The sequence below is a fragment of the Sphingobium sp. RS1 genome, from assembly GCF_056156825.1.
On record NZ_JBLZXE010000002.1, the window covers coordinates 3717363 to 3740556 of the forward strand.

General features: G+C 62.9%; 34 protein-coding genes and 1 pseudogene. 16 read left to right on the plus strand and 19 right to left on the minus strand.

Features of this window, described 5'->3' with window-relative positions:
* Nucleotides 1-74: 74 nt before the first annotated feature.
* Genes ACNHGR_RS19995 through ACNHGR_RS20025 form a run of 7 tightly spaced genes read right to left on the minus strand, consistent with a single transcriptional unit; the run spans nt 75 to nt 4251 of the window.
* The gene (locus ACNHGR_RS19995; RefSeq protein ID WP_475288258.1) at nt 75-719 is read right to left on the minus strand and encodes a hypothetical protein; all 645 of its coding nucleotides are present in this window, start codon (nt 717-719) and stop codon (nt 75-77) included.
* Nucleotides 716-886, minus strand: a complete 171-nt coding sequence (locus tag ACNHGR_RS20000; protein WP_475288260.1) for a hypothetical protein — start codon at nt 884-886, stop codon at nt 716-718. The genes ACNHGR_RS19995 and ACNHGR_RS20000 overlap by 4 nt, the downstream gene beginning before the upstream one ends.
* Nucleotides 883-1203, minus strand: coding sequence for a hypothetical protein (locus ACNHGR_RS20005; RefSeq protein ID WP_475288261.1), 321 nt, complete (start codon nt 1201-1203; stop codon nt 883-885). The genes ACNHGR_RS20000 and ACNHGR_RS20005 overlap by 4 nt, the downstream gene beginning before the upstream one ends.
* Nucleotides 1204-1214: 11 nt before the next feature.
* A complete protein-coding gene (locus ACNHGR_RS20010; protein WP_475288262.1) occupies nt 1215-1976 on the minus strand; it encodes a YdaU family protein in 762 nt (253 codons plus the stop codon).
* The gene (locus ACNHGR_RS20015) at nt 1969-3423 is read right to left on the minus strand and encodes a replicative DNA helicase (protein ID WP_475288492.1); all 1455 of its coding nucleotides are present in this window, start codon (nt 3421-3423) and stop codon (nt 1969-1971) included. The genes ACNHGR_RS20010 and ACNHGR_RS20015 overlap by 8 nt, the downstream gene beginning before the upstream one ends.
* Nucleotides 3413-4042 carry a hypothetical protein gene (locus ACNHGR_RS20020; RefSeq protein WP_475288264.1) on the minus strand — a complete coding sequence of 210 codons (630 nt, stop codon included), beginning with the start codon at nt 4040-4042 and terminating at the stop codon, nt 3413-3415. The genes ACNHGR_RS20015 and ACNHGR_RS20020 overlap by 11 nt, the downstream gene beginning before the upstream one ends.
* Nucleotides 4043-4047: 5 nt before the next feature.
* Nucleotides 4048-4251, minus strand: coding sequence for a hypothetical protein (locus tag ACNHGR_RS20025; protein ID WP_475288265.1), 204 nt, complete (start codon nt 4249-4251; stop codon nt 4048-4050).
* A 78-nt stretch (nt 4252-4329) separates the two neighbouring features.
* Here ACNHGR_RS20025 and ACNHGR_RS20030 point away from each other — a divergent pair, with 78 nt between their 5' ends.
* From ACNHGR_RS20030 to ACNHGR_RS20100, 15 genes are all read left to right on the plus strand, one after another.
* The gene (locus ACNHGR_RS20030) at nt 4330-4995 is read left to right on the plus strand and encodes an XRE family transcriptional regulator (protein ID WP_475288266.1); all 666 of its coding nucleotides are present in this window, start codon (nt 4330-4332) and stop codon (nt 4993-4995) included.
* On the plus strand, nt 4995-5399 hold the full coding sequence (locus ACNHGR_RS20035; protein WP_475288267.1) for an HIRAN domain-containing protein: 405 nt from the start codon (nt 4995-4997) through the stop codon (nt 5397-5399). Before ACNHGR_RS20030 ends, ACNHGR_RS20035 begins: the two co-directional genes overlap by 1 nt.
* Before the next feature lie 185 nt (nt 5400-5584).
* Nucleotides 5585-6025 carry a hypothetical protein gene (locus ACNHGR_RS20040; protein ID WP_475288268.1) on the plus strand — a complete coding sequence of 147 codons (441 nt, stop codon included), beginning with the start codon at nt 5585-5587 and terminating at the stop codon, nt 6023-6025.
* On the plus strand, nt 6022-6459 hold the full coding sequence (locus ACNHGR_RS20045) for a hypothetical protein (RefSeq protein ID WP_475288270.1): 438 nt from the start codon (nt 6022-6024) through the stop codon (nt 6457-6459). The genes ACNHGR_RS20040 and ACNHGR_RS20045 overlap by 4 nt, the downstream gene beginning before the upstream one ends.
* Nucleotides 6456-7061 carry a hypothetical protein gene (locus ACNHGR_RS20050; protein ID WP_475288271.1) on the plus strand — a complete coding sequence of 202 codons (606 nt, stop codon included), beginning with the start codon at nt 6456-6458 and terminating at the stop codon, nt 7059-7061. The genes ACNHGR_RS20045 and ACNHGR_RS20050 overlap by 4 nt, the downstream gene beginning before the upstream one ends.
* On the plus strand, nt 7058-7384 hold the full coding sequence (locus ACNHGR_RS20055) for a hypothetical protein (protein ID WP_475288272.1): 327 nt from the start codon (nt 7058-7060) through the stop codon (nt 7382-7384). The genes ACNHGR_RS20050 and ACNHGR_RS20055 overlap by 4 nt, the downstream gene beginning before the upstream one ends.
* Nucleotides 7385-7394: 10 nt before the next feature.
* The gene (locus ACNHGR_RS20060) at nt 7395-7721 is read left to right on the plus strand and encodes a hypothetical protein (protein WP_475288273.1); all 327 of its coding nucleotides are present in this window, start codon (nt 7395-7397) and stop codon (nt 7719-7721) included.
* Entirely contained in the window at nt 7718-8014 is a 297-nt protein-coding gene (locus ACNHGR_RS20065) for a hypothetical protein (RefSeq protein WP_475288275.1), read from the plus strand. Before ACNHGR_RS20060 ends, ACNHGR_RS20065 begins: the two co-directional genes overlap by 4 nt.
* Before the next feature lie 104 nt (nt 8015-8118).
* Nucleotides 8119-9174 (plus strand): DUF6551 family protein, encoded by a 1056-nt coding sequence (locus ACNHGR_RS20070; RefSeq protein WP_475288276.1) that lies wholly within the window; start codon nt 8119-8121, stop codon nt 9172-9174.
* Nucleotides 9167-9400 (plus strand): hypothetical protein, encoded by a 234-nt coding sequence (locus tag ACNHGR_RS20075; protein ID WP_475288277.1) that lies wholly within the window; start codon nt 9167-9169, stop codon nt 9398-9400. Before ACNHGR_RS20070 ends, ACNHGR_RS20075 begins: the two co-directional genes overlap by 8 nt.
* Complete coding sequence (locus tag ACNHGR_RS20080; RefSeq protein WP_475288279.1) at nt 9397-9972, plus strand: hypothetical protein; 576 nt, start codon at nt 9397-9399, stop codon at nt 9970-9972. Before ACNHGR_RS20075 ends, ACNHGR_RS20080 begins: the two co-directional genes overlap by 4 nt.
* A complete protein-coding gene (locus ACNHGR_RS20085) occupies nt 9969-10184 on the plus strand; it encodes a hypothetical protein (protein WP_475288280.1) in 216 nt (71 codons plus the stop codon). The genes ACNHGR_RS20080 and ACNHGR_RS20085 overlap by 4 nt, the downstream gene beginning before the upstream one ends.
* Entirely contained in the window at nt 10181-10477 is a 297-nt protein-coding gene (locus ACNHGR_RS20090; RefSeq protein WP_475288281.1) for a hypothetical protein, read from the plus strand. Before ACNHGR_RS20085 ends, ACNHGR_RS20090 begins: the two co-directional genes overlap by 4 nt.
* Entirely contained in the window at nt 10474-10743 is a 270-nt protein-coding gene (locus ACNHGR_RS20095; RefSeq protein ID WP_475288283.1) for a hypothetical protein, read from the plus strand. The genes ACNHGR_RS20090 and ACNHGR_RS20095 overlap by 4 nt, the downstream gene beginning before the upstream one ends.
* On the plus strand, nt 10733-10924 hold the full coding sequence (locus tag ACNHGR_RS20100; RefSeq protein ID WP_475288284.1) for a helix-turn-helix transcriptional regulator: 192 nt from the start codon (nt 10733-10735) through the stop codon (nt 10922-10924). The genes ACNHGR_RS20095 and ACNHGR_RS20100 overlap by 11 nt, the downstream gene beginning before the upstream one ends.
* On the opposite strand, the gene ACNHGR_RS20105 is transcribed toward ACNHGR_RS20100, so the two are convergent.
* Nucleotides 10921-12276, minus strand: coding sequence for a tyrosine-type recombinase/integrase (locus ACNHGR_RS20105; RefSeq protein ID WP_475288285.1), 1356 nt, complete (start codon nt 12274-12276; stop codon nt 10921-10923). The two genes, ACNHGR_RS20100 and ACNHGR_RS20105, sit on opposite strands and share 4 nt — an antisense overlap.
* Before the next feature lie 316 nt (nt 12277-12592).
* On the opposite strand from ACNHGR_RS20105, the gene ACNHGR_RS20110 reads away from it, so the two are divergent.
* Nucleotides 12593-12817 (plus strand): YozE family protein, encoded by a 225-nt coding sequence (locus ACNHGR_RS20110; RefSeq protein WP_475288217.1) that lies wholly within the window; start codon nt 12593-12595, stop codon nt 12815-12817.
* A 655-nt stretch (nt 12818-13472) separates the two neighbouring features.
* On the opposite strand, the gene ACNHGR_RS20115 is transcribed toward ACNHGR_RS20110, so the two are convergent.
* From ACNHGR_RS20115 to ACNHGR_RS20165, 11 genes and pseudogenes are all read right to left on the minus strand, one after another.
* On the minus strand, nt 13473-13688 hold the full coding sequence (locus ACNHGR_RS20115) for a hypothetical protein (protein WP_475288287.1): 216 nt from the start codon (nt 13686-13688) through the stop codon (nt 13473-13475).
* Between the two features lie 176 nt (nt 13689-13864).
* Nucleotides 13865-13996: a hypothetical protein gene (locus ACNHGR_RS20120; protein WP_475288288.1), complete on the minus strand. Its 132-nt coding sequence runs from the start codon at nt 13994-13996 to the stop codon at nt 13865-13867.
* Nucleotides 13996-14328 (minus strand): hypothetical protein, encoded by a 333-nt coding sequence (locus tag ACNHGR_RS20125; protein WP_475288289.1) that lies wholly within the window; start codon nt 14326-14328, stop codon nt 13996-13998. Before ACNHGR_RS20125 ends, ACNHGR_RS20120 begins: the two co-directional genes overlap by 1 nt.
* A gap of 464 nt (nt 14329-14792) precedes the next feature.
* A complete protein-coding gene (locus ACNHGR_RS20130; protein ID WP_475288291.1) occupies nt 14793-15104 on the minus strand; it encodes a hypothetical protein in 312 nt (103 codons plus the stop codon).
* A gap of 67 nt (nt 15105-15171) precedes the next feature.
* Nucleotides 15172-15681 carry a hypothetical protein gene (locus ACNHGR_RS20135; RefSeq protein ID WP_475288292.1) on the minus strand — a complete coding sequence of 170 codons (510 nt, stop codon included), beginning with the start codon at nt 15679-15681 and terminating at the stop codon, nt 15172-15174.
* Between the two features lie 11 nt (nt 15682-15692).
* Nucleotides 15693-16517: a hypothetical protein gene (locus tag ACNHGR_RS20140; RefSeq protein WP_475288224.1), complete on the minus strand. Its 825-nt coding sequence runs from the start codon at nt 16515-16517 to the stop codon at nt 15693-15695.
* 12 nt (nt 16518-16529) lie between these two features.
* Entirely contained in the window at nt 16530-18839 is a 2310-nt protein-coding gene (locus ACNHGR_RS20145) for a hypothetical protein (protein ID WP_475288225.1), read from the minus strand.
* Nucleotides 18836-19183: a hypothetical protein gene (locus ACNHGR_RS20150; RefSeq protein WP_475288227.1), complete on the minus strand. Its 348-nt coding sequence runs from the start codon at nt 19181-19183 to the stop codon at nt 18836-18838. The genes ACNHGR_RS20145 and ACNHGR_RS20150 overlap by 4 nt, the downstream gene beginning before the upstream one ends.
* Nucleotides 19180-22191, minus strand: coding sequence for a hypothetical protein (locus ACNHGR_RS20155; protein WP_475288293.1), 3012 nt, complete (start codon nt 22189-22191; stop codon nt 19180-19182). Before ACNHGR_RS20155 ends, ACNHGR_RS20150 begins: the two co-directional genes overlap by 4 nt.
* A gap of 149 nt (nt 22192-22340) precedes the next feature.
* On the minus strand, nt 22341-22508 hold the full coding sequence (locus ACNHGR_RS20160) for a hypothetical protein (RefSeq protein ID WP_475283856.1): 168 nt from the start codon (nt 22506-22508) through the stop codon (nt 22341-22343).
* Nucleotides 22505-23194 (minus strand): annotated as a pseudogene (locus ACNHGR_RS20165) (hypothetical protein); the annotation flags it as partial. The pseudogene ACNHGR_RS20165 and the gene ACNHGR_RS20160, both read right to left, overlap by 4 nt.

Here is a 23194-nt window from a genome sequence, read left to right on the forward strand (position 1 = left end):
GCGCCGGGCCTCATCTGGTCGCACGAAACGACGTTGATATCTATGCCGTAATCACTGCCCCCACGCAAGCCTCTTTATCCTGTCCGCAGATATGGCCGAACATTATCCACCAGCCGCGTCACAGCGAGGAAGAACTCGACCCGCACGGCTTCACGGTGTTTGCCAGACTTGGGCACGATCTCATTGACGATGCGCGGCTTCTGCCGCCCCTTGCCGGTGATGATCTTCGATACCTCGCGGCTGCCATAGCGCTTAATGGCAAGGTCGCTGAACGTCATGTCGCGCAGGGCAACGTCCCGGAGCGTATGGACGGCGGCACCCAGGTTGCTCTCCAGCGCTGCCATCCGCACGCGGGCGCCGGCCTGCCGCTCCACCCAGACCTCTTGGCTGCACAGGCCACTGTTGCCGCGCGGCCGGACGTCCAGCGCTGACTTGACCTCGCTGGCTTCGGACATATCAAAGGCCGCCCGATAGTACCGCAGGGCCTTCAACTGCTCATCACCAAGGCCTTTGATCCGCTCGAACTTCGCTTCCTTGCGGAACGCCTTGCCGATCGTGATGGACTTGCCGCCCGGCTTCGTGTCGACAATGTCGCCCTCGACATAGCGGGCATGGCGCATCTGTTCCGGCGTCGGGGCGAATGCAGGCCCGCGCACATCGATGACGTCCCGTTCGCGAGATGGAACGCCCTTCGCGATCTTTTCGATTGCCGCCTTCACCGCTTCATCCTTCCAATATCGTCAATCACGTCATCGATGCGCTCGCAGGCTTCCCGGCGCATTTCGGCGGCCAGCGTCGGCATGGCGCCGTGCAGGCCCTTCACCAGCAGCTTCACCGCCATCAGCGAGGCCGTGATGTCTTCGGGGCTGGGGCGACGGTGCTTCATGGGCGCATCACCGGTTCAAGCAAGCCGGACGCATCAATGGCGAACCGCAGAGCGTCGATAGGGCCGTCTTGCACGCGATTATCCGGATGCTGTCCGCACCAGTGCCGGTCCCAAGTGATTGGCCACAAAGCGCGCATCGCAGCATCAGAGGAACTGGATTGGCCGGTGAACGCCATGGGGTCATAGGTCGCCGCCGGAGGATTGAAGCGGCATTGGCCCGTGCCATCCTCGATCGTGTCGCAATTGCCATCCGTGAATGTGCCCTCCGCTTCAGACAGGCGCATCCAATAGCGGCAGGTGTCGCAGGTTTTGATCATGTTGCTTACCCTCAATGCTTGAACGCGCCCGGAGGCGGGCCGGGAATGTCCATCTGGCGGTACTGTTCGGAAATCGAGCGGCTGACAGCGCGCTCCTGATCCTCGCGGGTGGCGATCGAGCGAAACCGCCCCGATATCCACTCGACAGGACTGGCGGGATTGTGATCGCGGGCGGCAATAACCGCTGCCAGTACCTCCGCCACATCATGATCCTTGAGCCATTTCCCCAGCACGGAACGAGCCTGCGTGACCTTCATCCCCGCGCCGGTCAGGAGCGGAATCCCGGCGTCGAAGATCATCTTTTTCGGATCGCCAGAATGCGCGTCAGCGTCAGTTACTTTAGTAACTGTAGTGGGTGTGGGTATGGGGGTTGAGTTCTCGTTGCCGTTCCGTTGCAACGACAGGTCAACGGATGCTGCATCCCTATTCTGTCTTTTCAATGACTTAGCTTTCGCGCTAGCCTTGCCGGCTTCGCTCTGTTGCGTGCGCCGGCTTTGCAAATGCTGGAGTTCATCTTGCAATCTGGCTTGGTGCCATTGGCCATCACGGACGCGGAAAAACTGGACCAGTGTTGGCCTGATTTTCTTCCATTTATCGCGGGTCATTTTGGCATAGCGCGCGAGCTTCATATCGTCGTCAGGCAGGCAGCATCCTGGGGTGCGCCACGCGGTCATGAGCAGAAGCAAGTAGGCCCCATGCTCTGTGGTGGTCAGGTGCGTGGTGTCCGCCAGATAGGCGTCCGTGAATAGTGGCAGGGAGGGAAACTCAGCCATAATGGTCCTCGTCTGGCCCGCTGTAGAAGTCGGCGCCGCGCACAGCGGCATGTTGACCGAAGAACCAGCCCAGACCCTTTCCGGGGGGCATGTTGCGACGCTTGGGGACGATGAACTCTATCTTCTTCTCGGCGGCCTTCATGTCGGCCAGCCAGTCAGCATATTTGTCACCAGACTCCACTTCCGGCTTCTGGTCCTTCACATAGACCTCATGCCGATAAACGAAGAAAATCGCGTCCGCGTCCTGCTCAATCTGGCCGCTGTCGCGAAGATCGGATGTCTTGGGGCGATGGTCGTCCCTGCTTTCAACGTTGCGGTTGAGCTGGGCGAGGGCGAGAACGGCAAGCCCTTCTTCCTTGGCAAGCATCTTGAGGCCCTTGCTAATTTCCGAAGCGCTCTCGTAAGGCGACATTCCCGGCCGGCTCGATTGCATCAACTGAAGATAGTCGATGATGACCAGTTCCAGCTTCTGACCGCTCGCGGCCAGACGGCGCTTATGCCGACGGACCCTTCGCCCGAGCATGGCAAGCGTCAGCCCGCCCTTGTCGGATATTTCCAGGGGAATTTCCGCCAGCCGCCGTGCCGCCGCCTTGACGGCCTGAAGATCGTCGCCTCGGACGGTGCCGTTCACTACATCCTCATACAGCACCGCGCTGTTCCGGGTGCAGCACATGTCCGCCAGTATTCGGCGGGACAGTTCATCGCCGGACATTTCTAGGCTGAACATTAGCACCGGATGCCCAGCGCTTGCCGCGCCCCACGCATAGGTCGTCACGACGGACGTTTTGCCCATTCCAGGGCGACCGCCGCCGACGATCAATTCGCTGGGGCGCAGATAGCCTATAACCTTGTCGAGCGATCCGATGATGCCGCATTTCACACCGACGATCGGCTTGCCGAAGCTCTCAATGACCTCTTGAGCGTAGACGGCAGCGTGGGCTTGGCCCGCAGATGCGTCTTCGTCTGCCAGTTCGGCTACGGCTTCATCCGCCAGCACTATCAGGCTGTCGCATGTCTCGCTGCCATCGCGGGCGGACTGGACGACCTCCTCCAATCCCTGAACCATGCGCCGGCGCCGGCCGAGGTCGCAAACCTGCTCCAGATAAGATTTCGTGCGCTCTCGCGAACCTGCGTTCAAATCGGCGGCGAGTAGGACGCGCTCCAGCTCCCGCCATTTATCGTTCGCGCTGAAAAACGGCGCCAGTGTCACGGCGTCGACATGCCTGCCGAGGGATGTCTGCTCTACCATCTTGGCAAACACTTGCCCATGCAGTTGCACGGCGAAGTCCACCGGCCGGACCTTGTCCGCCGCAGGGTCGATCAGCCGGTTATCCGCAAGAAGGTCGGACAGCAGGGCAATTTCAGCCTCCGGATTTTGGAGCGCCGTGGCGGGATCATTGCTGGCTGCGGGGTGCTCTTCACCCACACCGAGGACGTTACGCGGCATCGCGGACACCTCGCCGGACTTGTATGCTGGGCAATGTCAGGGGCTGGGTTAACTGATCGCGCAGAGCCTTCGCCATAGCTGGGGAGCCAACATCAATGCCGGGCAGGGCGCATAGCGTCCGGCGCGCATCGTCCGTCCAGTTCACTATGCACGACCCGACGCAATTGCTCCGCAGCCAGTCAAGCGGCGTCGCGTGTAACAGCACGCGAGCATCGCCGTCCCATGACCGTGAAGCAGATGTGATCGCATCCATGCCTAGCGCCCAGCTATGGGCCGTCCGCAGGAACCACGCATTTGGCGCCGCCAGCCGAAAGGCGATCAGATCGAGGATTGCCCCGTCCTCGATCGCTGCGATGATAGCGCAGCGCGGCCCGTGTTCGCATTGCTGCCAGAAATCGCGCCGGTCAGCTTCGATGTTTGCAAACCCGATCAGGCCGGCGCCGTAGATCCTGGCAGCGGATTTCCCAATCAGAGCCGCGAGCCGGCGCATGTCGGCGAAACTGGTCGACGCTGCGCATTGCTCTATTTCACGGCGCAAGGGATTGCGAATTTCACGAACTTCCGCCGCGACGATATTGGCCAGATCATCGTCTGGTACGAACCCACGCGCCCCCGTCATGGCGGTCACTCCGCCTCGGCGGGAGATAGCAGCAAGTCACGGGCCTTAACCAAGCCATTGGTAGCGCTCTCGATTTTGACGACACGCGGCAATGAAGGCTGGCGTTGGCGATAGGCCCATTTGCGGACAATGTTCTCTGTTTCGCCGATGGATTGCGCAAAGGTCGCAAACGTGAAGTCGGACGCGCGGATGAATTCGAGCAGGGTCATAACCGCATATGTGCACTATATGGGTGCAAATGGAAAGAGGGTTAACGCACAATATGTGCCCTAGCGGTCTGTGCACATATGGTGCATAATGTTGCTATGCAGCACGAAAATAGAATCAGCACCATCCGCAAAGCTCGCGGGATGTCCCAGACAGAGCTGGCTGAGGCGATAGGCACCACCCTCACCACCATAGGGAAGTTGGAAAGGGGCGATCGGCGTCTCAATATGGACTGGCTGATGAAGATCGGCGGGGCACTCGATGTCCGCCCCGAAATGTTAATCACTCGGGATTCGTTGGTCGATTTCGCAGACAGTGCCGAAGATGATGGAAGCGACGATGTAGAAATCCAGCAGTGGGACATCGCGTATGGAATGGGCGGTGGCGGCTATCTTGATTTGCCTGTGACCGGCGAGAAGCATAAATTCTCGCGTCAGTGGCTTAGGCTATTTACTCAAGCGCCTGCCAACAAAGTGTTTTTGGCCACTGGAACGGGCGACTCAATGACTCCGACGATCCATGACAGCGATATCGTCTTGGTCGACACAACTCAGCGCGAAGTAAGGATGGCCGACAGGATCTATGCAGCCGCCTATGGCCAAACTGGCATCATCAAGCGGCTTCGACCCATGCCGGACGGCAGCGTGAAAATACTTTCCGACAATCCAAGTGTTACGCCTGAAACAGCCTACGACGGCGAATTGCACGTCGTAGGACGTGTCGTTGCCATTGTTCGCCGCATGTGATGCGCCGCTTATCACTCGCTGTTGTCGGCGTCCAATTTGATAACAAGTCCGGCCCGACGCGGCGCTTCGAGATTGCCATGTGCAGCCCGGGCGAACCGGTTGAGCTGCGCCACGAACCCAAGAACCCCGCCGACAGTAACGCGATCGCGGTCTATTCATCGCGCGGTATCCAGATCGGCTACGTCCGCGCCGAGCGCGCGCCGCTGATCCTGCTGGCCATGGGGCGGGCAGGGGTTTCAGCCATCTTCCAGAGTGCAGAACGATGGGGCGCCGTCATTCGCGCCCACCTCGACGGTTCAGAGCCAACGCTGCCTGATCTGGATGATCCCCGCGCCTACGACTGGCCGCCTCCAGGGTCGGAAGATGCCGACTGGTGGCCTGACGAAGAATGGCCCGACGAATAAAAACGATTTTGTGCACAAATGGTGTTGACGATGAGCACAATAGGTGTCTATTAACCAGTCTTGTTAGCCGGGACTGGTAACCAACCCTGTCCGGCAAGCGCCAGGCAGGAATGCACTACGACGGTAAACCCAGCATAGGGTGATACGGCAAAGTCGCTCCTGTCCTTTAGACAGGAGCATTCCAAATGGCCGACGCCACCACGGCGCGGAGCGATGACGCTTCGCGAACAGCACCCCTATGCCCGCCTGAGCGGATGCTCGGCACTCACCGCATGGATGACAGCGACGACGCTTTCGAGCCGCTGCCCGATCTTACCACCGGCCGCACGCTGGCCGACACGATCGCGTATCTCGACTGGGTCGCCGCTACCGATCCAGCGGGCTACGGCAAGGCCTGGACCGACGAAATGCGGGATATCGGCGTCATCGTGATGCGCGAGCGCACCGCCGACGGCCCGATGATCCAGACCTCGCACCCCTGCGATCGCCAGTTGCTCCTTCGCCGCGAACGCTCTGACGCGATGATCGAGCATTTCAAGGCGATCGACGGCGGACGGGCGGCGATCCTTGCCCACCTTGAGGTCAACGGCAGCGCCTACGGCTATATGTTCAGGGTGCCGGCATGAGCGCGCTGGCCTTAGTGGCGGCAGAACCGCCCTCGATCGCGCTGGAGGTCTTTACCTCGATCCCCGGCTGGGCGCTGGCCCACGCGGTCCGCAACAACGAAACCGCGCCGCTTTTCCGGCAGGGCGAAGTCGCCGTCTACAAGGACGCGGCGACGACGTTCCCCGAACATGGGAAGCTCTATGTCGTGGAATTCGGCGGCTATCCGATGGGCGTCATGCTTTCCGGCGACCGTCCGCTTCTTTCCCCGCGCCGTCAGTCGCTGGTTCAGGCCTATTGCGTCCAGCACAAGGGGCAAGAGCGCTGGAATTTCCGCACCTATGCCGGTCCGTTTCATTGGAGCGATGGGCCTTATCCTGACCAATATTCCATGGCCGCAAAGGTGCTTGGCCCGGTCGTCGGCATCTATGCGCCATCGGGGAGGGCCGCAGCATGACCCAGCTCACCTTCGCCGCCGCGCGTGTCGCTTATCAGTCCAGCCTTGCCGCCTACAATGCGACCGACTTCAACGGCATAGGCATCGATGAAGACGAGGCGATCACCAACGCCCATTATGACACATGGGACGTCCTGCTTCAGGCTCCATCCCAGACTTCCGCAGACCTGCTCGAAAAGATGAGCATGATAGACGACCGATATATGGTCGATAATGAGAGCATCCCCGAAGTCGATTGGGAAGCGCTCAAGCGGGACGTCGCGGCGCTGGCCCGTACAACGAGCGAGATCGACAGCGAAATCCTGTCGTCGTGGAAAAGCTGGTCAGCCGGCGCATGGGAAATTGCTGGCGATCTGCCGTCCACGCCACAATCGCAGATTGACGAGAGCAGGCTGTCGACGGCCATCGCCAGCCATCCCCACGCCGTCGCGGCCAAGCTGCGGTACGCGCTGTATCTGTACGGCAATCCTCCATGGTTGCAGGCGGCGGCGCTAGGCGCGGACGTCCCCGACATGGCGAGCAAGATCGCCTTGGACGGCGCCATTACCGAAACGCTTTGGTCCGCGATCCAGAGCCTCGAAGCAATGGAGGCGGCGGCATGAGCGTCACCGGCACCTGCGGAGACTGCGGCTTTTGGCGCCCCGGTGCGCCGGCCGACATGACCATGGAAGCGCCCGACACCAGCGCGGAGCATGTCGGCGCCTGCGAGTGGATGCCGCCCTATATCGCGATCATCAACGGCGACCCGGTGACGGTCCAGCCGACGACGCACCATAGCCGCTGCTGCTCGAACTGGCTCCCGGACTATCCCGACGACGATGGCCCCGGCGACGGCATGCCCGCGCCTGTCCCTGTGCCTGACCCGGACCGCGCCAAGGTCCGCCGCCTTTTCCCGAACCCGCCGCCCCGGCCTGTAGCTGCATAGGAGCGTCACCATGCCCACGAATGAAGCCGAAGCCCGGCCGGATAGTCCGACCAAGTCGGCCTATGACCGCTATGTCGACGCCAACGCCGCGCACACCATGATCTGCGCAAACCCGAACGCCACAGCCGGTGAGCGCTTCGACGCCGCTATGGCTGTGCATACAGCGTTCCATGATTTCTTGCTGATCGGTGCCCCGACCGGCGTTCCCGCCGAACCGACGGATGTCATGATTGAGGCCGGCCTTTCCACCGGGAACCGCTTTGGCCGCAAAGCCATCGCCAACATCTGGCGCGTCATGCACCGCGCCGCCGTTGCCAGCCCGGAGCGCTCGATATGACCGACGTTCGCCTCACCGTGCCCAACACCCCCGCCTTCATGGTGGCGCGCAAAGGCCGCACGATGCGCCCCGGCTCCACGCTTCCGCGCAGGCGCTATCAGACGCTGGACGAGGCCGCGACCGTTGCCGAGACGGAAGCCGCCGCAGCGCCGGGCCGCGTCATGATCGTGTTTCAGGAAGTGCTTCGTGCCAAGGCCGAAGCTGAACCCATTCCGGCCGCCATTGCCCCCACGCGGTCGGGAGAGCCGGGCGACAATCCCCCCATGTCGCCCGGCTCGAAAGGCGGTGCGTGATGGCAGGGAAATGCGGCGCGGAGCATGAACGCGTGATTGCTTATTTGAGGTCGCACGACGCGCGGCATCAGGGCAATCGCGCTTGGCCCAACGATGTCCAGATCATGCTGGACACGAGGATCGCTAACGAGCGGCGCGTTGGCGAGATACTTGCTGACCTGTGCGATGCCGGAAGGATTTCTATTGCCCGCCCAGGCGGACGACGCAGCTTTGAAATCTTCGCTGATCGCACGGACGACACGGACGACATCACGCGACGGATCAATGCTCAGACCCCGCCGCCGTCACCACCGATAAGGCCGTTTGTCGCGCAGAAAACCGCCCCTTCGACCCCACCGGCGCCCAAAGCCACCACCGCCCTCAAGCGGTGGCCCACCGCCAAGGGCAATCCGCCATCTGTAGAGAACCGCAGCCCCACCGAGTTGCGCCTTGACGACAGCTACCAGCGGTCCACGGACAACGGCGCCAGTCAGGCGCTCATAAAGCGGATTGCGACCGGCTGGGACTGGCGCATGTGTCTGCCGCTGGTCGTGTCGAAGCGGGACGACGGATCGCTCTGGGTGATCGACGGCCAGCATCGGTTGGCAGCAGCGCTCCTGCGCGGGGATATCCAGTTCCTGCCCTGCTGCGTCGGCGTCTATGGGAGCGTCGCGGACGAGGCGGCCATGTTCGTCGCCATGAACCGGGCGCGCAAGCCGATGAACCGGCTGGACGACTTCCATGCGGCTATCGCCAGCGGCGACGGCGAGGCGATCCAGATTGCCCAGATCATCACCGACGCCGGGTTCACCGTGTCACGCAAGACGGGATCGCAGTCGTGGCGGCCGGGCGAGGTCGCCTTTACCGCGGCGATCGCCAAGGTGCTGCGCAAGCATGGCGCGAAGGTCTGCGCCGATGCCCTGCGGACCATGCAGGAGGCATGGCCGGACGAAGTGCTGAACGCGGGCGCCAGCATGTTCACGGCGCTGACGAAGCTGGCCATCAGCCCGCCCGACGACTTCGATCATGGCCGGCTGTTCCGCGCGCTACTCAAGCGCAACCAGCGCGAATGGGCCAGCTTCCTGAACGAGACGAAGGGCGGCGGGGACGATCGCGCGGCCCAGCTCCGGCAGGTGCTGCTGATGGCCTACGAGGAAGAAGGAGAAGCGGTCGATGCTTGATGTTCAATCCCCGCGCTCTGCGTCGGAAACGCTGATCGATGTCACCGATGCGATCGTGAATGACCTAGTGCAAAAGCACGGCTTTCCAGCAATCGCCGCCATCTTCGGTTCGAGCGCTGCAATCGCCGTCCTTAATGGACGCGAGCCGTACCTTCGCGAAATCCTCGTCCTGCTCAATGACACCATTGATCAGATGGTGGCTCACCGAAAGGCAGCGGCGCAATGAACGATCTTCTCGACATCGCCGCGCGCCTTGATGCGTGCTGGCTCGATATCGTGGCATCAGACAGTGAAACGCCTACACTGAGCCGCTGCGGGAACCTCATGTCGGAAGCCAGCCGGGCTTTGCGGGAATTGGCCGTGCCAAAGCCCATCGGCGACGCCCCGGAAGATGATCGCTGGATTTTGGGATACGACCCAGCTTCCACCGTCGGACCGCCGTGGTTGCTTGTCACCCGCTGCGATGACGGATGGCATGACGAAGCGTTCTACGAAGCCAATCCGACCATGTGGGTTCCGCTGCCCGACCCCCAGCCCGAACCTACCGGATGGCGGAAGGCGGAGGGCAAGATCCGCATCATCAAGGCGTGGTCAAAGGATATTCCATGGCTCACGCATCTGGTCGAAGTCATAAAGCCAGACGGCGGTTGCGACGAGCAGCGCGAACCAGACATGGCGACCGGCATTGAGGAAGCCCGGCGTCGGGCGGCGAAGATGGCCGCGACGCTAGGTTTGCCGGTGGTGGAGGTGGATGACAAGAATGTCCTGCCCTTTCTCCGGAAGAGGCCGACGCAATGACCGCCCCCGCCAAAAGCTGGTGGTCGACCATGGCCGCCGCCATCTGGATTGATGACAACGCCTGCCGGGCGCGATCGACGGTGCGCCACCGCTTCGTCCATGCCGCCAGCGAAATGGAGGCCGTCGACATGGCCACCGCCAACCTTGACCCTGAGTTCATGGCGCTGACGCCGACCATTCAGGTTTTCAAATGCCCGGAGACGAGGCCGTGACCCCCAAGGAAATCGAGAAGATCGGCAAACAACTGACCGAAGGGGCGCTATGGGCCATCGGCAAGTGGACGTTGATAGTCGTGGTCGGGACAGCGATCTTCCAGGCGATATCGCCGCCAGCGCGCGATGCCACGGACCCGCCGTCGGGGCCGCGCAGTGGGGTGCGCCTCCGCATCGATAACGGCACCGGCTGTCAGTATCTGGAGACGAAAGGCGGGGGACTGACGCCGCGTCTAAGCGCGGACGGCAAGCAAGTTTGCGGGGCTATGTCAGCGATTGAGGTGCAGCCATGAGCGCGTGGTGTGGCAACTGCCGGTTCTTCCAAGTCGGCACGACGGCGGCATTTCCGTCTGCCGACGGAATGTGCCGACGCCATGCGCCCCAGGGCGCGATCATCGGCTGCCAAAATAACGGCTATCAGGTCTTTCCACCAATGATGGCCCATCAGTGGTGCGGGGAGCATCAGGCCATCGCTCTTGGGGCACTGGCGAAGCGCTGGAAAGCACTCGGGCTTGTAGCCGAAGCAGCAAAGGACAGGGGGGTGAACAATGGCCAGTAATCCCGACCGCCTCATCCGCCTGTCCGAGGTCATAGAGATCGTCGGCTATTGCAAGGCGATGATCTATCGAAAGGTTCGGGCAGGCACCTTCCCGAAACCCTACAAGCCGGGCGGCGCTTCGTCGCGCTGGAGCCTTCAGGAAGTGACCGATTGGGTGGCGAGCGTGAAGGATGCCGCCTAGTCGTTAGGGTTCCCCACCGACCGGCGCATCGGCTGGCACGCGAACGAATTGGGGTCAGCTAAATCCTTCATGATTAGATCGGCCCACTCCTGCGCCAGCTCGCGCCGACGCGGCATGAACGCAGCCCGGTTATAGGCGCTCTCCACCTTGTCCTTCGGGACGTGCGCCAGCATCAGGTCGATGATCGCCCGGTCGCCACTGCGGCCAGCCGCGTCGGCCCGCTCATTCATGATCGTGGAAAAGGCCGCGCGGAAACCATGCGGAACATGGCGCTGATAATAGCCTGACCGAATTAGCATCTGGCGCAACGTGTTTTCAGACATCGGCACATGCAGATGGCGCTCGCTAGGGAACATGATGTCCAGATGGCCGGTGAGCGGCTGGAGGGCTTTGATCGCCGCAACGGCCTGCTTCGATAGCGGCACGATATGGTCGCCGCCGATCTCCGCCTTGCGATCCTCGTCGCCCTTCATCCGGGCGGCCGGGATACGCCATGTCGGTTCCGGGCCGTCCAGATCCTCGATCTCTTCCCAGCGCCCATGCCGCAGTTCGCCCGGTCGCACCGCCGTCAGCGCCAGCAGGCGAAGCGCTAGCTTCGTGCCCGCCCGGCTGCGCTCAGCCTCACAGGCGGCGAGCATTTCGCGGATGCTATCGAGATCGGTCAGGGCTGGCTGGCGCCGGGCGCGCGGCTTTGGCGTCAGCGCCTTGCCGAGGCTGGCGGCGGGATCGATAGTGGCGAGGCCGGCCGCGATGGCATAGACGAAGACGGCGGATATGCGCTGGCGCAGACGGTGCGCTGTTTCAACGGCTCCCCGATTCTCCACAAGCGTCAGAAGGTCGAGCAGGCGAGGGGCATCGATCGCGGTTATCGGCAGCGCGCCGATCGCGTCGAAGACATTTTCCTCCAGGCTCTCCCAGACCTTGTCCGCGTGGCGCTGGACCCATGTGCCTTTCTTCTTGTCAAACCATGCCTTCGCCACGCTGCGGAAGGTGTTGACCGTCGCGGACGCCTGCGCCTTCGCGGCCAGCCGTCGCTCGGTCCCCGGATCGCGGCCATCCAGCAGCATGGCCTTGGCCTCGTCCCGACGGCGGCGGGCCTCTACCAGTGTGATGGCAGGGTAGGGGCCGAAGCTCAGCGTCTTCTGCGCTGGCTGGTTCGGGTTCTTGGCGCTGCGCCCATAGGTGTAGTTCATGCGCCAGTGTTTCCCGCCGGCAGGCGAGACATGGAGATAAAGCTGGTTGGAGTCGGCCAGTTTGTAGGCCGTCTCACGCGGCCGGGCGGCCTTCACTTTTGCGTCGGTCAGCACATCAACCTCGATACCATGGTTTCCATGGTCCGTACCATGGATCATGCCCTGCCACATGGTAGACGCGAGTAGACTTCCATATCCAAGGCCGGCATCATCAATGGCCGAAAATGCCCGGAAATCAAGGGCCGGTATCCCGATATGGCCTGCTATGTACGGGGAAATGGTAGCGGAGGAGCCTATCAATCTATCCAATTTTAGCGTTGATATTGCTACATAAAATGTATGGCTTGGACCATTATACCATGGCAAATACCATGAATTATTTTTTCACCCCTGCGCTTTGCCCTGATCAGGGAATCGCTCGGACTACTCAGATACCATAGGAACGTGAAATCTATTCCGCGAATCGGGTGGTGCGATGCAGACGAATGAACAGGGCGAACCCTTCGGCGGCTGGCTGCTGAAGCAGACCGGCCGGGACGACTGGATAGGCACGCTGGCTAAGCAGGCGAAGAGCGATCCCCGGTTTCGCGCGGCGACGACGCCAGACGAGTTGCGCAAGCGGCTTCAGGAAGCCGGGGCAGAAGGCGACAGCTTCGAGGCGCTGGATGATGCTGAGGTGGAATGGCTCTCTCATGAGTGACATCGCCAATGCCGTTTGCGTAGATGACGATCCGCAGGCGGTCAGGGTTAGGTGTCGGGAAGAAGGTGTCGATTTCGCCTTGCTCAGCGCCGGTCTTAGGGTTGGGACAATAGTCGTCTGCCGTTCTGGGGACGATGTCGCGCGCCTGCTCGAGTTGTATGGCGAGCGGGCACATAAGCGTGTGAAGGGGCATCGGTGCTGACCGATTGGGATCTATGGTCCCTCGCTGCCAAGGTAATGCAGGCGTACGGCGATGACATCAAAATCCTCTTCGACAAGCCCTTGCGCCTCGGGCATGTTTGGCCTGCCCGGGCCAGCATCTCGTTCGGGTTATTGAGCGATACCTTACAGCCCTGCCTTTCAGGCGGGGCTTTTTTTGGAACCCTGACCTCACCGGCGCGTATATGCAGCGGCTGACTTACGTCGGTTCCCGCGAATAAGGAACCTAGCCCCGCGCTGCGACACCGGCGCGGGGCTTTTTATTGCCTGCCGCCTGCCTCATGTTTGGCCTGCCCGGCCGCATTCGTCGGGTCCATTGGCTGCGATGTCCTGACCTATTGAGGCGAGACGCAACTTCCTTATGGCGGCGATGGCTCCGGCGCTACGTTTGCACCGGTTGAGGCGTCGGGGCCACCTTGCGAATCGCGGGCCGCGGTTATATCGCCGCCGCGATCCTGGCGATTGAACGACCCTCTGTGTCGTCAGGATCACCCTTAATTGCCTTCACCAGTACCCGGCCGGCAGCGACGATATAGGCGATGCCCTCGATCAGCAGGCCGACCTTGCCCGCGCCCCGCGCGATCTTGCCGAGGCCCATCAGCGCGCCGCCACGCCCGTCTTGCGGCGCAGCCGCGCCGCCGATGCAGTCCATTGGCTGCGATGTCCTGACATATTGAGGCGAGAACGCAACTTCCTTATGGCGGCGATGGCTCCGGCGCTACGGTTTGCACGCGGTTGAGGCGTCGGGGCCACCTTGCGAATCGCGGGCCGTGGTTATATCGCCGCCGCGATCCTGGCGATCTAGAACGACCCTCTGTGTCGTCAGGATCACCCTTGCAATCTGCGGCTTGCCGGATCGCGGCCGACGCTAGCGCCGGGCCGGTCAGCGACGATATAGGCGATGCCCTCGATCAGCAGGCCGACCTTGCCCGCGCCCCGCGCGATCTTGCCGAGGCCCATCAGCGCGCCGCCACGCCCGTCTTGCGGCGCAACCAGTCCATGAAGTCCGCAACCGTCTTGTCGCGCAGGATCGACGGATTAGCATCCGTCGCTGCGCCGCCTGCGATCAGGTCCGCAGGCTCGTTTCTATCGGCCGCAAGGATAGACCCGGCCGTCCGCACCGCGCCAAGGAAATGCGCGGCGTAGAGCGAGGCGTTGTTGATCGGAACGCCGCGCGTCCTGAGATAGGTCGCATTCTTGGCTGTGAAGGTTTTCGCACGCGCTAGCTGCTCCGAAATGGTCGGTCGCAGTCCCCCGAACGCAGGGCGCAGCGTCGGGCCCCACTGTGCCACCTTCGGCCTGCCACGTGCCGCGAATGAACTGGTAGAGGCCGGAAGCGCTGGAAGAGGCTGCCTGAATATATGGCCGGTCCCCGCTTTCGATCTTCGACAGCATCGGCCAATAGCTGTCCGATATCGCGTCAGCGTCCGCCTTGGCGACGACGGGCGCTGACAGTCATTGCGAGCGCATCCCGGCCGGCCCAGTCGTCGATCTGCAGCCCGGCATGCCCTGGCGCGGCACCAAAGCTCATGATCGATGGCAGTTCCAGCGCGTGCTTGAGCCCGGTGCGCCAATCGCGCGCAGCGACGACGCATCGATCCACCTCACAGGCCGCACCGGGCCTGATACATGACGCACGATGAGCATCGTCAGCAAGCGATGGTCATACTACCTCGCAATGTCGAAGTGACTGCCGCTCAGCGCAGGCGTGATTAGCCCATGAAGGCGTCGATCGCTGCCTTGAACCGGCCGCCGATCAGCGCTCTTGGCGATGCCGATGATGCCGGCCGCCCAGACTGCCTATGCCGATACCGGTGATGCCGAGCGGCGAGCAGCTCAAGCGATTGGGCCTGCACCGATAGGACGGCACTACGGCAGACATGCGCTGCAGGCTGCGCATCGCGCTGGCGTCGTCCAGCGTCCATTGCGCCTTGCTCTTCGCCTGAAGGCCGATGATGACGCGGGTGATGATGACGGCGCAGATGCAGACGATCGTGGGGCCAGCGTGGAAGGGTTCGCCGAAAATCCACCAGATGACGGGCTCGCGAGACGAGATAGCAGAGGTCATTGCGGCTGCCCCCAGCGCCGCGCCCAGTCTCACCGCAGACATACGGCTGCCAGGGCGGCAACAAAACTCAGGATGATGACGATTCCGGCGCGGACGAGCACTGGCCAGCGGGACCACATGTCGACGGGCAGGGGAGCCTTCTCAACTGATGCTCGATCCCCGGCTCCCCCAGGATCACGATCGTTCCCATCAGGCCGAGCCGATGGAACGGGAACAGCGATGGCCCACCAGCTGACGCGCCGCAGACCGCGCATGTCACAACGTCGGCCGGGTTCCAGCCCCACAGGAACATCGCCTCTGCGCCGCAACGCAAGGTGATGCCGAGGCCGGCGAGCAACGTGATCGCCCGGTAAAGCGAGACGGGATGGAGAGGGTGGTCCCATAAGCGCTGCGTCCAGATCCTGCTACCCTGCTTGCCGACCAGCATCGACCCGAGGAAGGTCGTTGCCGTCATGACGAACAGGTTGAACAGGAACAGCGATTCGCCGTTGTCGAAGCTGGGTGGGACAGGCGTGGCCGGCCCCTCCGCGATGTAGTTGGCGACGACGCTGCCCGCCGCGCTGATCCAGTTCAGCATAGCCGCCTCCCTTATTGCGGGCACAGTGCGCGCATGGCCATGGCGGCGTTCATAATGGCTTCGCATGCTCCGGGCGTATCGGGCAGGTAGCCCAGCCAGCCGACGATGAGGGCGATGTCCATGTCCGCGGAGAACTGGTCATCAGCGAAGCCGCCAAGCCGGAAGTTCGGCGACTGCGACGGGACGCCCACCGCCATCGTGAACTCATCGCTCACGGTCAGGCTGTTGCAGAACATCTGCGACTCGCGATCAGACGCCCGGTTGCAGAACATCGCCGCTGACCATTGGCCCACCGACGCGACCGAGTTGGCGCCGGGGTGGCGGTCGCCGGAGCCATGCTGCATGACGAGCTGGCTACTGGTGTTCTGGTAGAAGCCCACGATGCTGGGGGTGCTGGTGCCCTGCCCAAGAATGCCGTTGGCGCCGCTGATGTTGGTCGGCCGGAAGATCGAAAGGAAGCTATAGCCGGGAGCATTCAACAGGTCGCCATTCGCGGGCGCCACCATCTGAAGGCCCTCCTTCAGGTGGCCTGTGCCAGCGCGATTGCAGTTCCAGTAGCCCAGCTTGGAGGTCGTGGGATCAACGCGGGTGGTTGTCGCGCTGGCTGCGGGGAGGGCGTAATATTTGCGGTCGTCCAGCCCGTCCTGATCTGCGATCGGATCGCCAGCGGCGCCGAGCGGGCGGCGGCCCGGCTGCGCCCACATGTACAGGAGGTCCGCGCGCGCCGCGCAAATCGCTTCCTCCAGCGCGAACGCGGTCTGCGGGAGCGAGGGCGCACCGGGCACGGCAACGCCACCGGCCAGCACGGTTTCGATATGGGCAAGGTCAAAGGCCATGTCGGTCAGTCCTTAAACGAGGGCAATTTCTTGTTGGATCGGCCAGCCCGAGATGATTTGTCCGGTGACGGGGCAGAGCCATTCGGAGTCGTCACGGATGTTGATCCGCGCGCCGGCTGCGTCAGGTGGCGGGTTCACACTGCCGACAAGGCCAAGCCGAACCTTCGGATGCAGCGGGAGGCCGGTCGCGGCATGGGTGATGGTCAGGGTGGCGCCGGAAAGCGTCAGGCCGGTGATGGCAACCGGGCCGTTATCATCGACCAGAGAAACGCCCTTCCACCCGTCCGCCATGTCGGGGATGGTCGTTGTGTCGAATTTCATGTTCCCGGTGCCGCCTGAGAAGGTGACGGTCGTTGTCGTGCCGATCGTCAGGACCGCCGCCCCATCTGGCACATAGGGTTCGCTGTATATCCCGGCGGTATCGACCAGCCGCCCGATGGCGTAGGCCGTGGCGGACCCGAGCGGGAAATAGGTTTCCGGCAGCAGATGCGTGTCGAGATCGTGGCCCGGCAGCATGGGGTAGACAGGCACGCCCACAGCCAGCCCGGCGCGGATAAGGTCCGCCTGCGCCAGCGTGGCCATGCCGGTATTGCCGTTCGGGCGCTGCTCTGTCTGCTGGATGATGGCACCCAGCCAGTTCGCGCTCAGCGCCTGCGTCTTCGCTTTCAGGCCATCGGTGATGGATTGCCACTGGCTCTTCCACGTCGCCGCCGATGTGCTGCCATTGTCCGCCTCGCCCTGATTGCTGACCGAGACGACATTGAGCGTCAGCCCGAGGCGATCGGCCTGCGCCTTCGCGGCATCGATGACAGCCTCAAGCGAAGTGTAATGCTCGCTGCCCGGTGCAAAATCGATCAGCTTCGTGCCACCAGTGCCGACGATGCAGCCAAGCACATTGGACAGGGGATGCAGATGATGGCCGATTAGGGCGAGTGCGCAGCTTTCCGCACAGGTCTGCGCGAAGACGCGGCTACCCATGTGGCCGGCGCCGCGCATCGGCACGATCCGCTCCAGTTGCAGCGGATCGATGACATGGTCTTTGTTGCTGCCTTCGGGCATGAGCTGGAACGGGCGCGGGCCACGCTCCAGCCCGTCGATCGCGCGGCCATCGAACTGCCATGCCCGTTCGCCCACATTATCGCGCCACGTCGGGCCGATGCGGGCTGCATTGCTTTCGGCATAGCCCTGCGCAAGGCTCTGACCCCAGATAAGGACGAGGATCAATTGCAGGCCAGAGTTCGCCCACAGGGTCACCGTGCGCCACCGCGTGCGCTGCTGGACCCCGCGCCGCATCACAAATGCATAGCCATTGCCGCCCGCGATCAGAGTTGCAGGGTAGGGGCCGCCTGTTACCGGCGCCATCACCGCATCCGTCCGCTCAACCCAAATCTGCGGCCGAACCAGCCCGGTCACGGTCCCGGCAACTGGTATGGTGACTGGAACGCCGGCAAGGAAATCGTCCGTCGCCCCGAAGCGAAGCTGCATAGCATCGGCAATGCGCGTCACCACGCCGCCTGAGACGGATGCGGCGCCGCGCCCGATCTTGGGCACAGCATAGGTTTTTAGCGTCTGGTCAGTGAAAAACTGCCCGCCCGAAGCGATCATGCTGCGATCGGCACGGCCGATCTTGGGCACCTTGAAACCAGTGCGCGCCTTCACGTCGGTGACGACCTGCGCGCCGGGGATCTGGAGCGTCTCCCTCGTCGCGCTACTGGCGCCCTTGGTGTAGAGGTCCAGCCCCAGCCCGTCAGCGGACGGCACGTAGAACTGGCGGCCGACCGGCAAGGCCGAATCCGCCTGCGCCTCAGCAACGGTCTTGTACGTGCCATAGGCCGCCGCGCCCGCAGCAAACGCGCCCGCCTGATTGCGATAGCCCAAGGCCTGCGCCTCGGAGTTGCCGCTGGCATCAGCCGCATCCTCGGAACGACCGGCGGCAGCATCGGCAAGGTCAGCCGCCGCGCCAGCAGCCGCCGAAGCGCCAACGGATTCCGTCGCTGCCTGCTGCGCCAGATCGGCATGGCCGAGTGCGGTGACTGCCCAACCCTGCGCATTGGTGGCGGCAAGGCTGGCGGCATCCGCAAAGGGCTCCGCAGCCTCGGCGCCTGCGGCAGCGCCCGCCGCCGCACCGGCCTCCGCGCCGGCGGCGCTACCCTGTTCGGCGAGATATTCGACCATCGCTGGCACGGTCGGCTCGTCAATATAGGGCGCGCCCGTGTCCGGGTTGTCCTCTTCCGCCATGCCCACCCATGCAGGCTTGCCGCGCGGGCCAATGATCTGATTGAGGTATCGACCCGCAAAGGCCCATTCTACGATTACGGTCATTCGGGCCTCCGCGTGACGGCTTCGGTGAGTTGGAAACAGGCGGGAGGGCTGATCTGTGCATCGCCCGACATGGTCAGGCGCAAGTCCACCACGTACCAACCAAGGGAAAGTTCGGCAGTGTCGGCAAGCGTCAGGAACCAGCCGGCATTGTTCGATCGCTCTTCGATTTCGAAGGTGCCGACCTTTTGCATATCGTCGGTGACGCGGGTCGGCTTGTATCCGGCAAAGCGCAGGTCTGCCTCGACCAGATCGATATCGGAGGGCTTTTCACCGTCCGATGCCTTGAAGTCGAGCGCCAGGCGGATCGCGCCACCGCGCGGATATTCTCCTGCGAACTCGATCATTTCGGCGCGACCTCCAGCGTTTCGAGGCCGGCACCCAGCGAGGGGCGGACCACCTTCAGAATACCGGTGCCATCGGTGCGGCCCGACACGACGTAGCCGGAATTGGCCGGGGAAATGCCGAAGCGCTCGAACAGGTTGATCGTGGCGCCGCCGATGCGCAGCACATCGCCAAGCGCGATCCAGCCCCGTGTTTTGACGCGGCCATGCGCGCCGGGCCGGATGAACTCGATCGCGACGCCGGCAAACAGGGTGAAGCTGTCGGCGGAAGTCATCGGCCGCACCGTGCCGACCTCAGTGTCATAGGCCAGCACCATGCCGCGCAGGATGGTCGATGCGCTGTTGTTCTTGAGCTGCAGCTCTTCATCGGTGAACAGCGGGCGGTAGAGTTCGCCCGACGCATATTCGGATGCGACCGCCGCACCGGCCAGCGCCGTGTTGAGCAGTCCGAGGATGGTGGCGTTACTCATCGCCGAATAGTTGGTGGCGCTTGTGACCGTCCATGTGTGCGTGACGCCGTCGACAGTCACCGGGACCGAACCGCTGCTGTTCGTCGCCAGAAAGTCCGTGAGCGTCCGCGCCAGCTTGGTCACCGCACCGGGACGCCCGTTGCTGACATCCTCCGATATGTCGGCATTGCCAAAGGCATAGCCGGACATGCCTACATCGCCATCGATCTGGTTGACCCCGTCGAACAGAGCGGCCGCAAGTGGCGTGTCCCCGATCACCACCTTTGATGCCGTGCCGGTCGTGGCGGACACGATGCGCAGCGCGCGGCCGAAATCCCTGATCCGGAACGCCGCCGGGCTGTTGCCCGACCCGGTCAGTTCCCAGCACCGATGGTCAGCCGGCATCTTGTCGCGCGTGTCAGGAAGCCATGGCTGCACCGCCATCGAGATTTCGCCCGACAATGGCGAATTGCGCAGTACGGCGCGGTTCATCACCAGCGAGCCGATGCTTTCCAGTCTGAAGCACCAGTCGGCATTGCCGACCGCTGTCAGCGGCCCGCCGATCCATTCGACGGTCGCCGGGTTGGCAAAGCCCTTCTGGGCGTCGTTGTCATATTGGTCATGCGCGGAGAAAGCGGCGCGGCGCCCCTTCGCCCGGCAATCCATGAAGCCGTAATAAGAGCCGGACGTGACACCCAGCGCATAGGCATGCTGGGATGGCCAGACGGACGTGCCATGATAGGCATCCGCTTCATCATTGCCCAGATGCTCGATCTCGACCTCACGCCACAGCAGCCAGACGTCTTCGTTGACCCTGACGCTGTCGATATGCGCGCCATAACGCTGGTTCTTCGCGCGGATCGTCAGCTTTTCGAGATACTGGTTGGCGTTGAAGTCGACAGTGCTGGTAGCCTGAATGATCGCCTGGGCCGTGCTGGCCGGGAGCGATCCGTCGATGATGGTGCGACCCATGCCCTTGCCGCGCAGGATCAGCCATGCGCCGTCCTGACCGGAGCGGATCAGGCCAAGGCTGCGCTCGTAATAGGTCTTGGCATCCAGATCGACCACCGCCAGAGCACCGGGGGAGGCCAGCGCGGTCGCCGCCTCAAGGGCGAGGGCAATGGTCGCGTAGCTGGCCGATTGCAGAATCGCGCCGATGCGCTTGCCGGTGCCCGCCAGCGTGGCGACCGATTGTTCCACCGCCGCTGCGCGCGTGAACTCGTCACCAAGCAGCGCCGTGCTGGCCGCCTCCTGCACCACATCCGACTCGTTGCGGAAATAGCTGATGACCATGTCTGTCAGCGTGATCGTCTCGTCAGCCGTGGCGGCGTCGGTATCGGTCAGGGCGATGTAGGGCCGCAGATCGTCCAGCGTCGCGTCCGACGGAATGAGGCAGGTGAACCCCACCAGTCGGCGCGTCGGGCTGATCTGCATGTCGATGACGTTCGACGTCACGACCGGCGCGACGTTCAGCTTCGTGTCGCGCACCTGCATGTTGACGGTATGATCGCGCGACCAGCCTGCCGGCGTGTCGAAGGCCATCAGGATAAACGGCTGCCGACCGACCAGCATCTTGCGCAGGCGCCCGCTCATGGGGATGCGCCATTGCGCGATCGTGTTCCGGCCGGTGGCGTCCTCCGGCACCATCACGCCGACGTTGCGGCTAGCCTCATCGACTACCGCAACGGCGCCGTTGAAAAGCTGGAAAATCGGCTCTGCCTTGTCGAGGATGTTGGCGGCGGGGGCCAGTGCGGACAGCCGGGCTTCCAGCGCCAGGTCGGCGCCGGTCACACCGGAATAGGCAGGCGTTTCCTTGACCTTCCATGTGACCGAGCGGGTTTCAAACGACCGCACAGCGCCTGTCTCGACATTGGCCCCGACCTGCATCGTCGGCCCGACCAGCCGCTCATTGCCGATCATCGGATAGGTGAAGACGCGCGATAGCGCGGTGCCATCCTGCGTCGCGGGGAACGCCGTGCCGGCATTGGAATTGACGGTGCCGTCCTGCCGATCGATGCGCACGGCATTGCCGCCGAACGGCGTCGCCGCCAGATAGCCGGCCGTCGCGTTGGCCTTTGCCCGGATGCGGATTGTCGCGCCGGTCAGCAGCTTGGCAACGTCCGCGTCGAAGGGGATGCGCGGGATCACGTTGGAGCCGGCGCCGGTCTGGCCTGCCGGGATGGAAACCCCTACCGGGCGACCGCCTGAGGTGATGATCGACGCGCCACCGCTGGTAGAGGAGAGGGAAGAGGTTTCCGGTAGCTTTTCGCCGGAGCCGAGGCGGATTGATTCCGCAAGATCGGACGCCGCCGCCGCCTCATCCATGGCCTGCTCAAATAGAGCTAGGACGCTCGCGGAAGAGGGCAGTGAAATGCCCAAGTCCTGCGCCACACCCGCATTGTTCTTGTAGATGCCGACGAACGTGTTGGTCCCGTCGCCTTTGACCAGAAACAGTTCGCCATTGGTCGTCGCTGCGATGCCCGCTGCCGTCGTCTCATAGATGCCTTGAGCAAAGCCAGAGGTGACGAGAAGATCATAGAGCGCAGCGAATGCGGCAAACACGCCCTCGCGAGAAGGCTTGGTCGTCGGGGATGGCGGGTTTCCGAAAAGTGCGTCCCTGAGAATGTCTATTGCGCTCACAACGTCACCTTTGAAACGATATGTCCAAGACATACCGAATGACGCAATATTAGACAAGCGCGTTGAAATATTCACATAGTGTGAGGGGCGCTTTGTTCCACGGAATTTCCATCGGTGGGGGTGGCTGGCGCATTTGCCCGATAGGTGCCGGGCGTAGAAGGGTCGGCGCCCTCAACCGGCTCCAGCTTTCCGTCTCTCTTGACCACCGCGCCGATCACCGGATTGGCGATGGCGCTCATGTGACGGTCGCGCTGACCGGGCCGGATTCCACTGCTTCCAGCGCCGCGCCATCTGTCGCGACATTCCAATAATACCAGACCCCCGGCGCGACCGTATCGGTGATGGACTGGACCTGCCCCACGCCCCCGCCGAAGCTGTCCACGATCTTTGTCGCAGCACTGAAAACCGATGTAGAGCCGCGCCATATGTCGGAGGAGAAGAACCGCAGGTCGTTCGGGTTCTTCCATGCGAACACGGCTTGGCCAACATCCCCTTCTGCTGTCAGGTTGGTCGACGGAGGCAGCGCGCTTGCCACTGACAGGGCGGCATACTCCCATGCCGGGCCGCGACCAGAAGTCACGACATAGCGGTAGCGAACCGTATAATCGCCATCAGGAAGGGTGGAGCTGACCGCCGTATTGATGTTGATCGCCAGCGGTTGCCATGGGTCATTCTCGCCGCCGGTTATCTCGGAGGTGAGGATATATTCCGCGACATAGGTGGCATCATCACGGGGCAGCGCCGGAAAGTCGATCTTGATCGTACCGTCTGAGAAATATACGTTTTCGCCGGTGATTGCGGGGAATGACACCGTGCCTTCGCTTCCGTCCACCACCGGCTTGGGCTGCTCCTCGCCGGGGAGGAGTGTCCAGCGCGTCGGGCTGACGGGGACCGCACCGAAGCCAGTGAAGATGCCGGCGCTGTC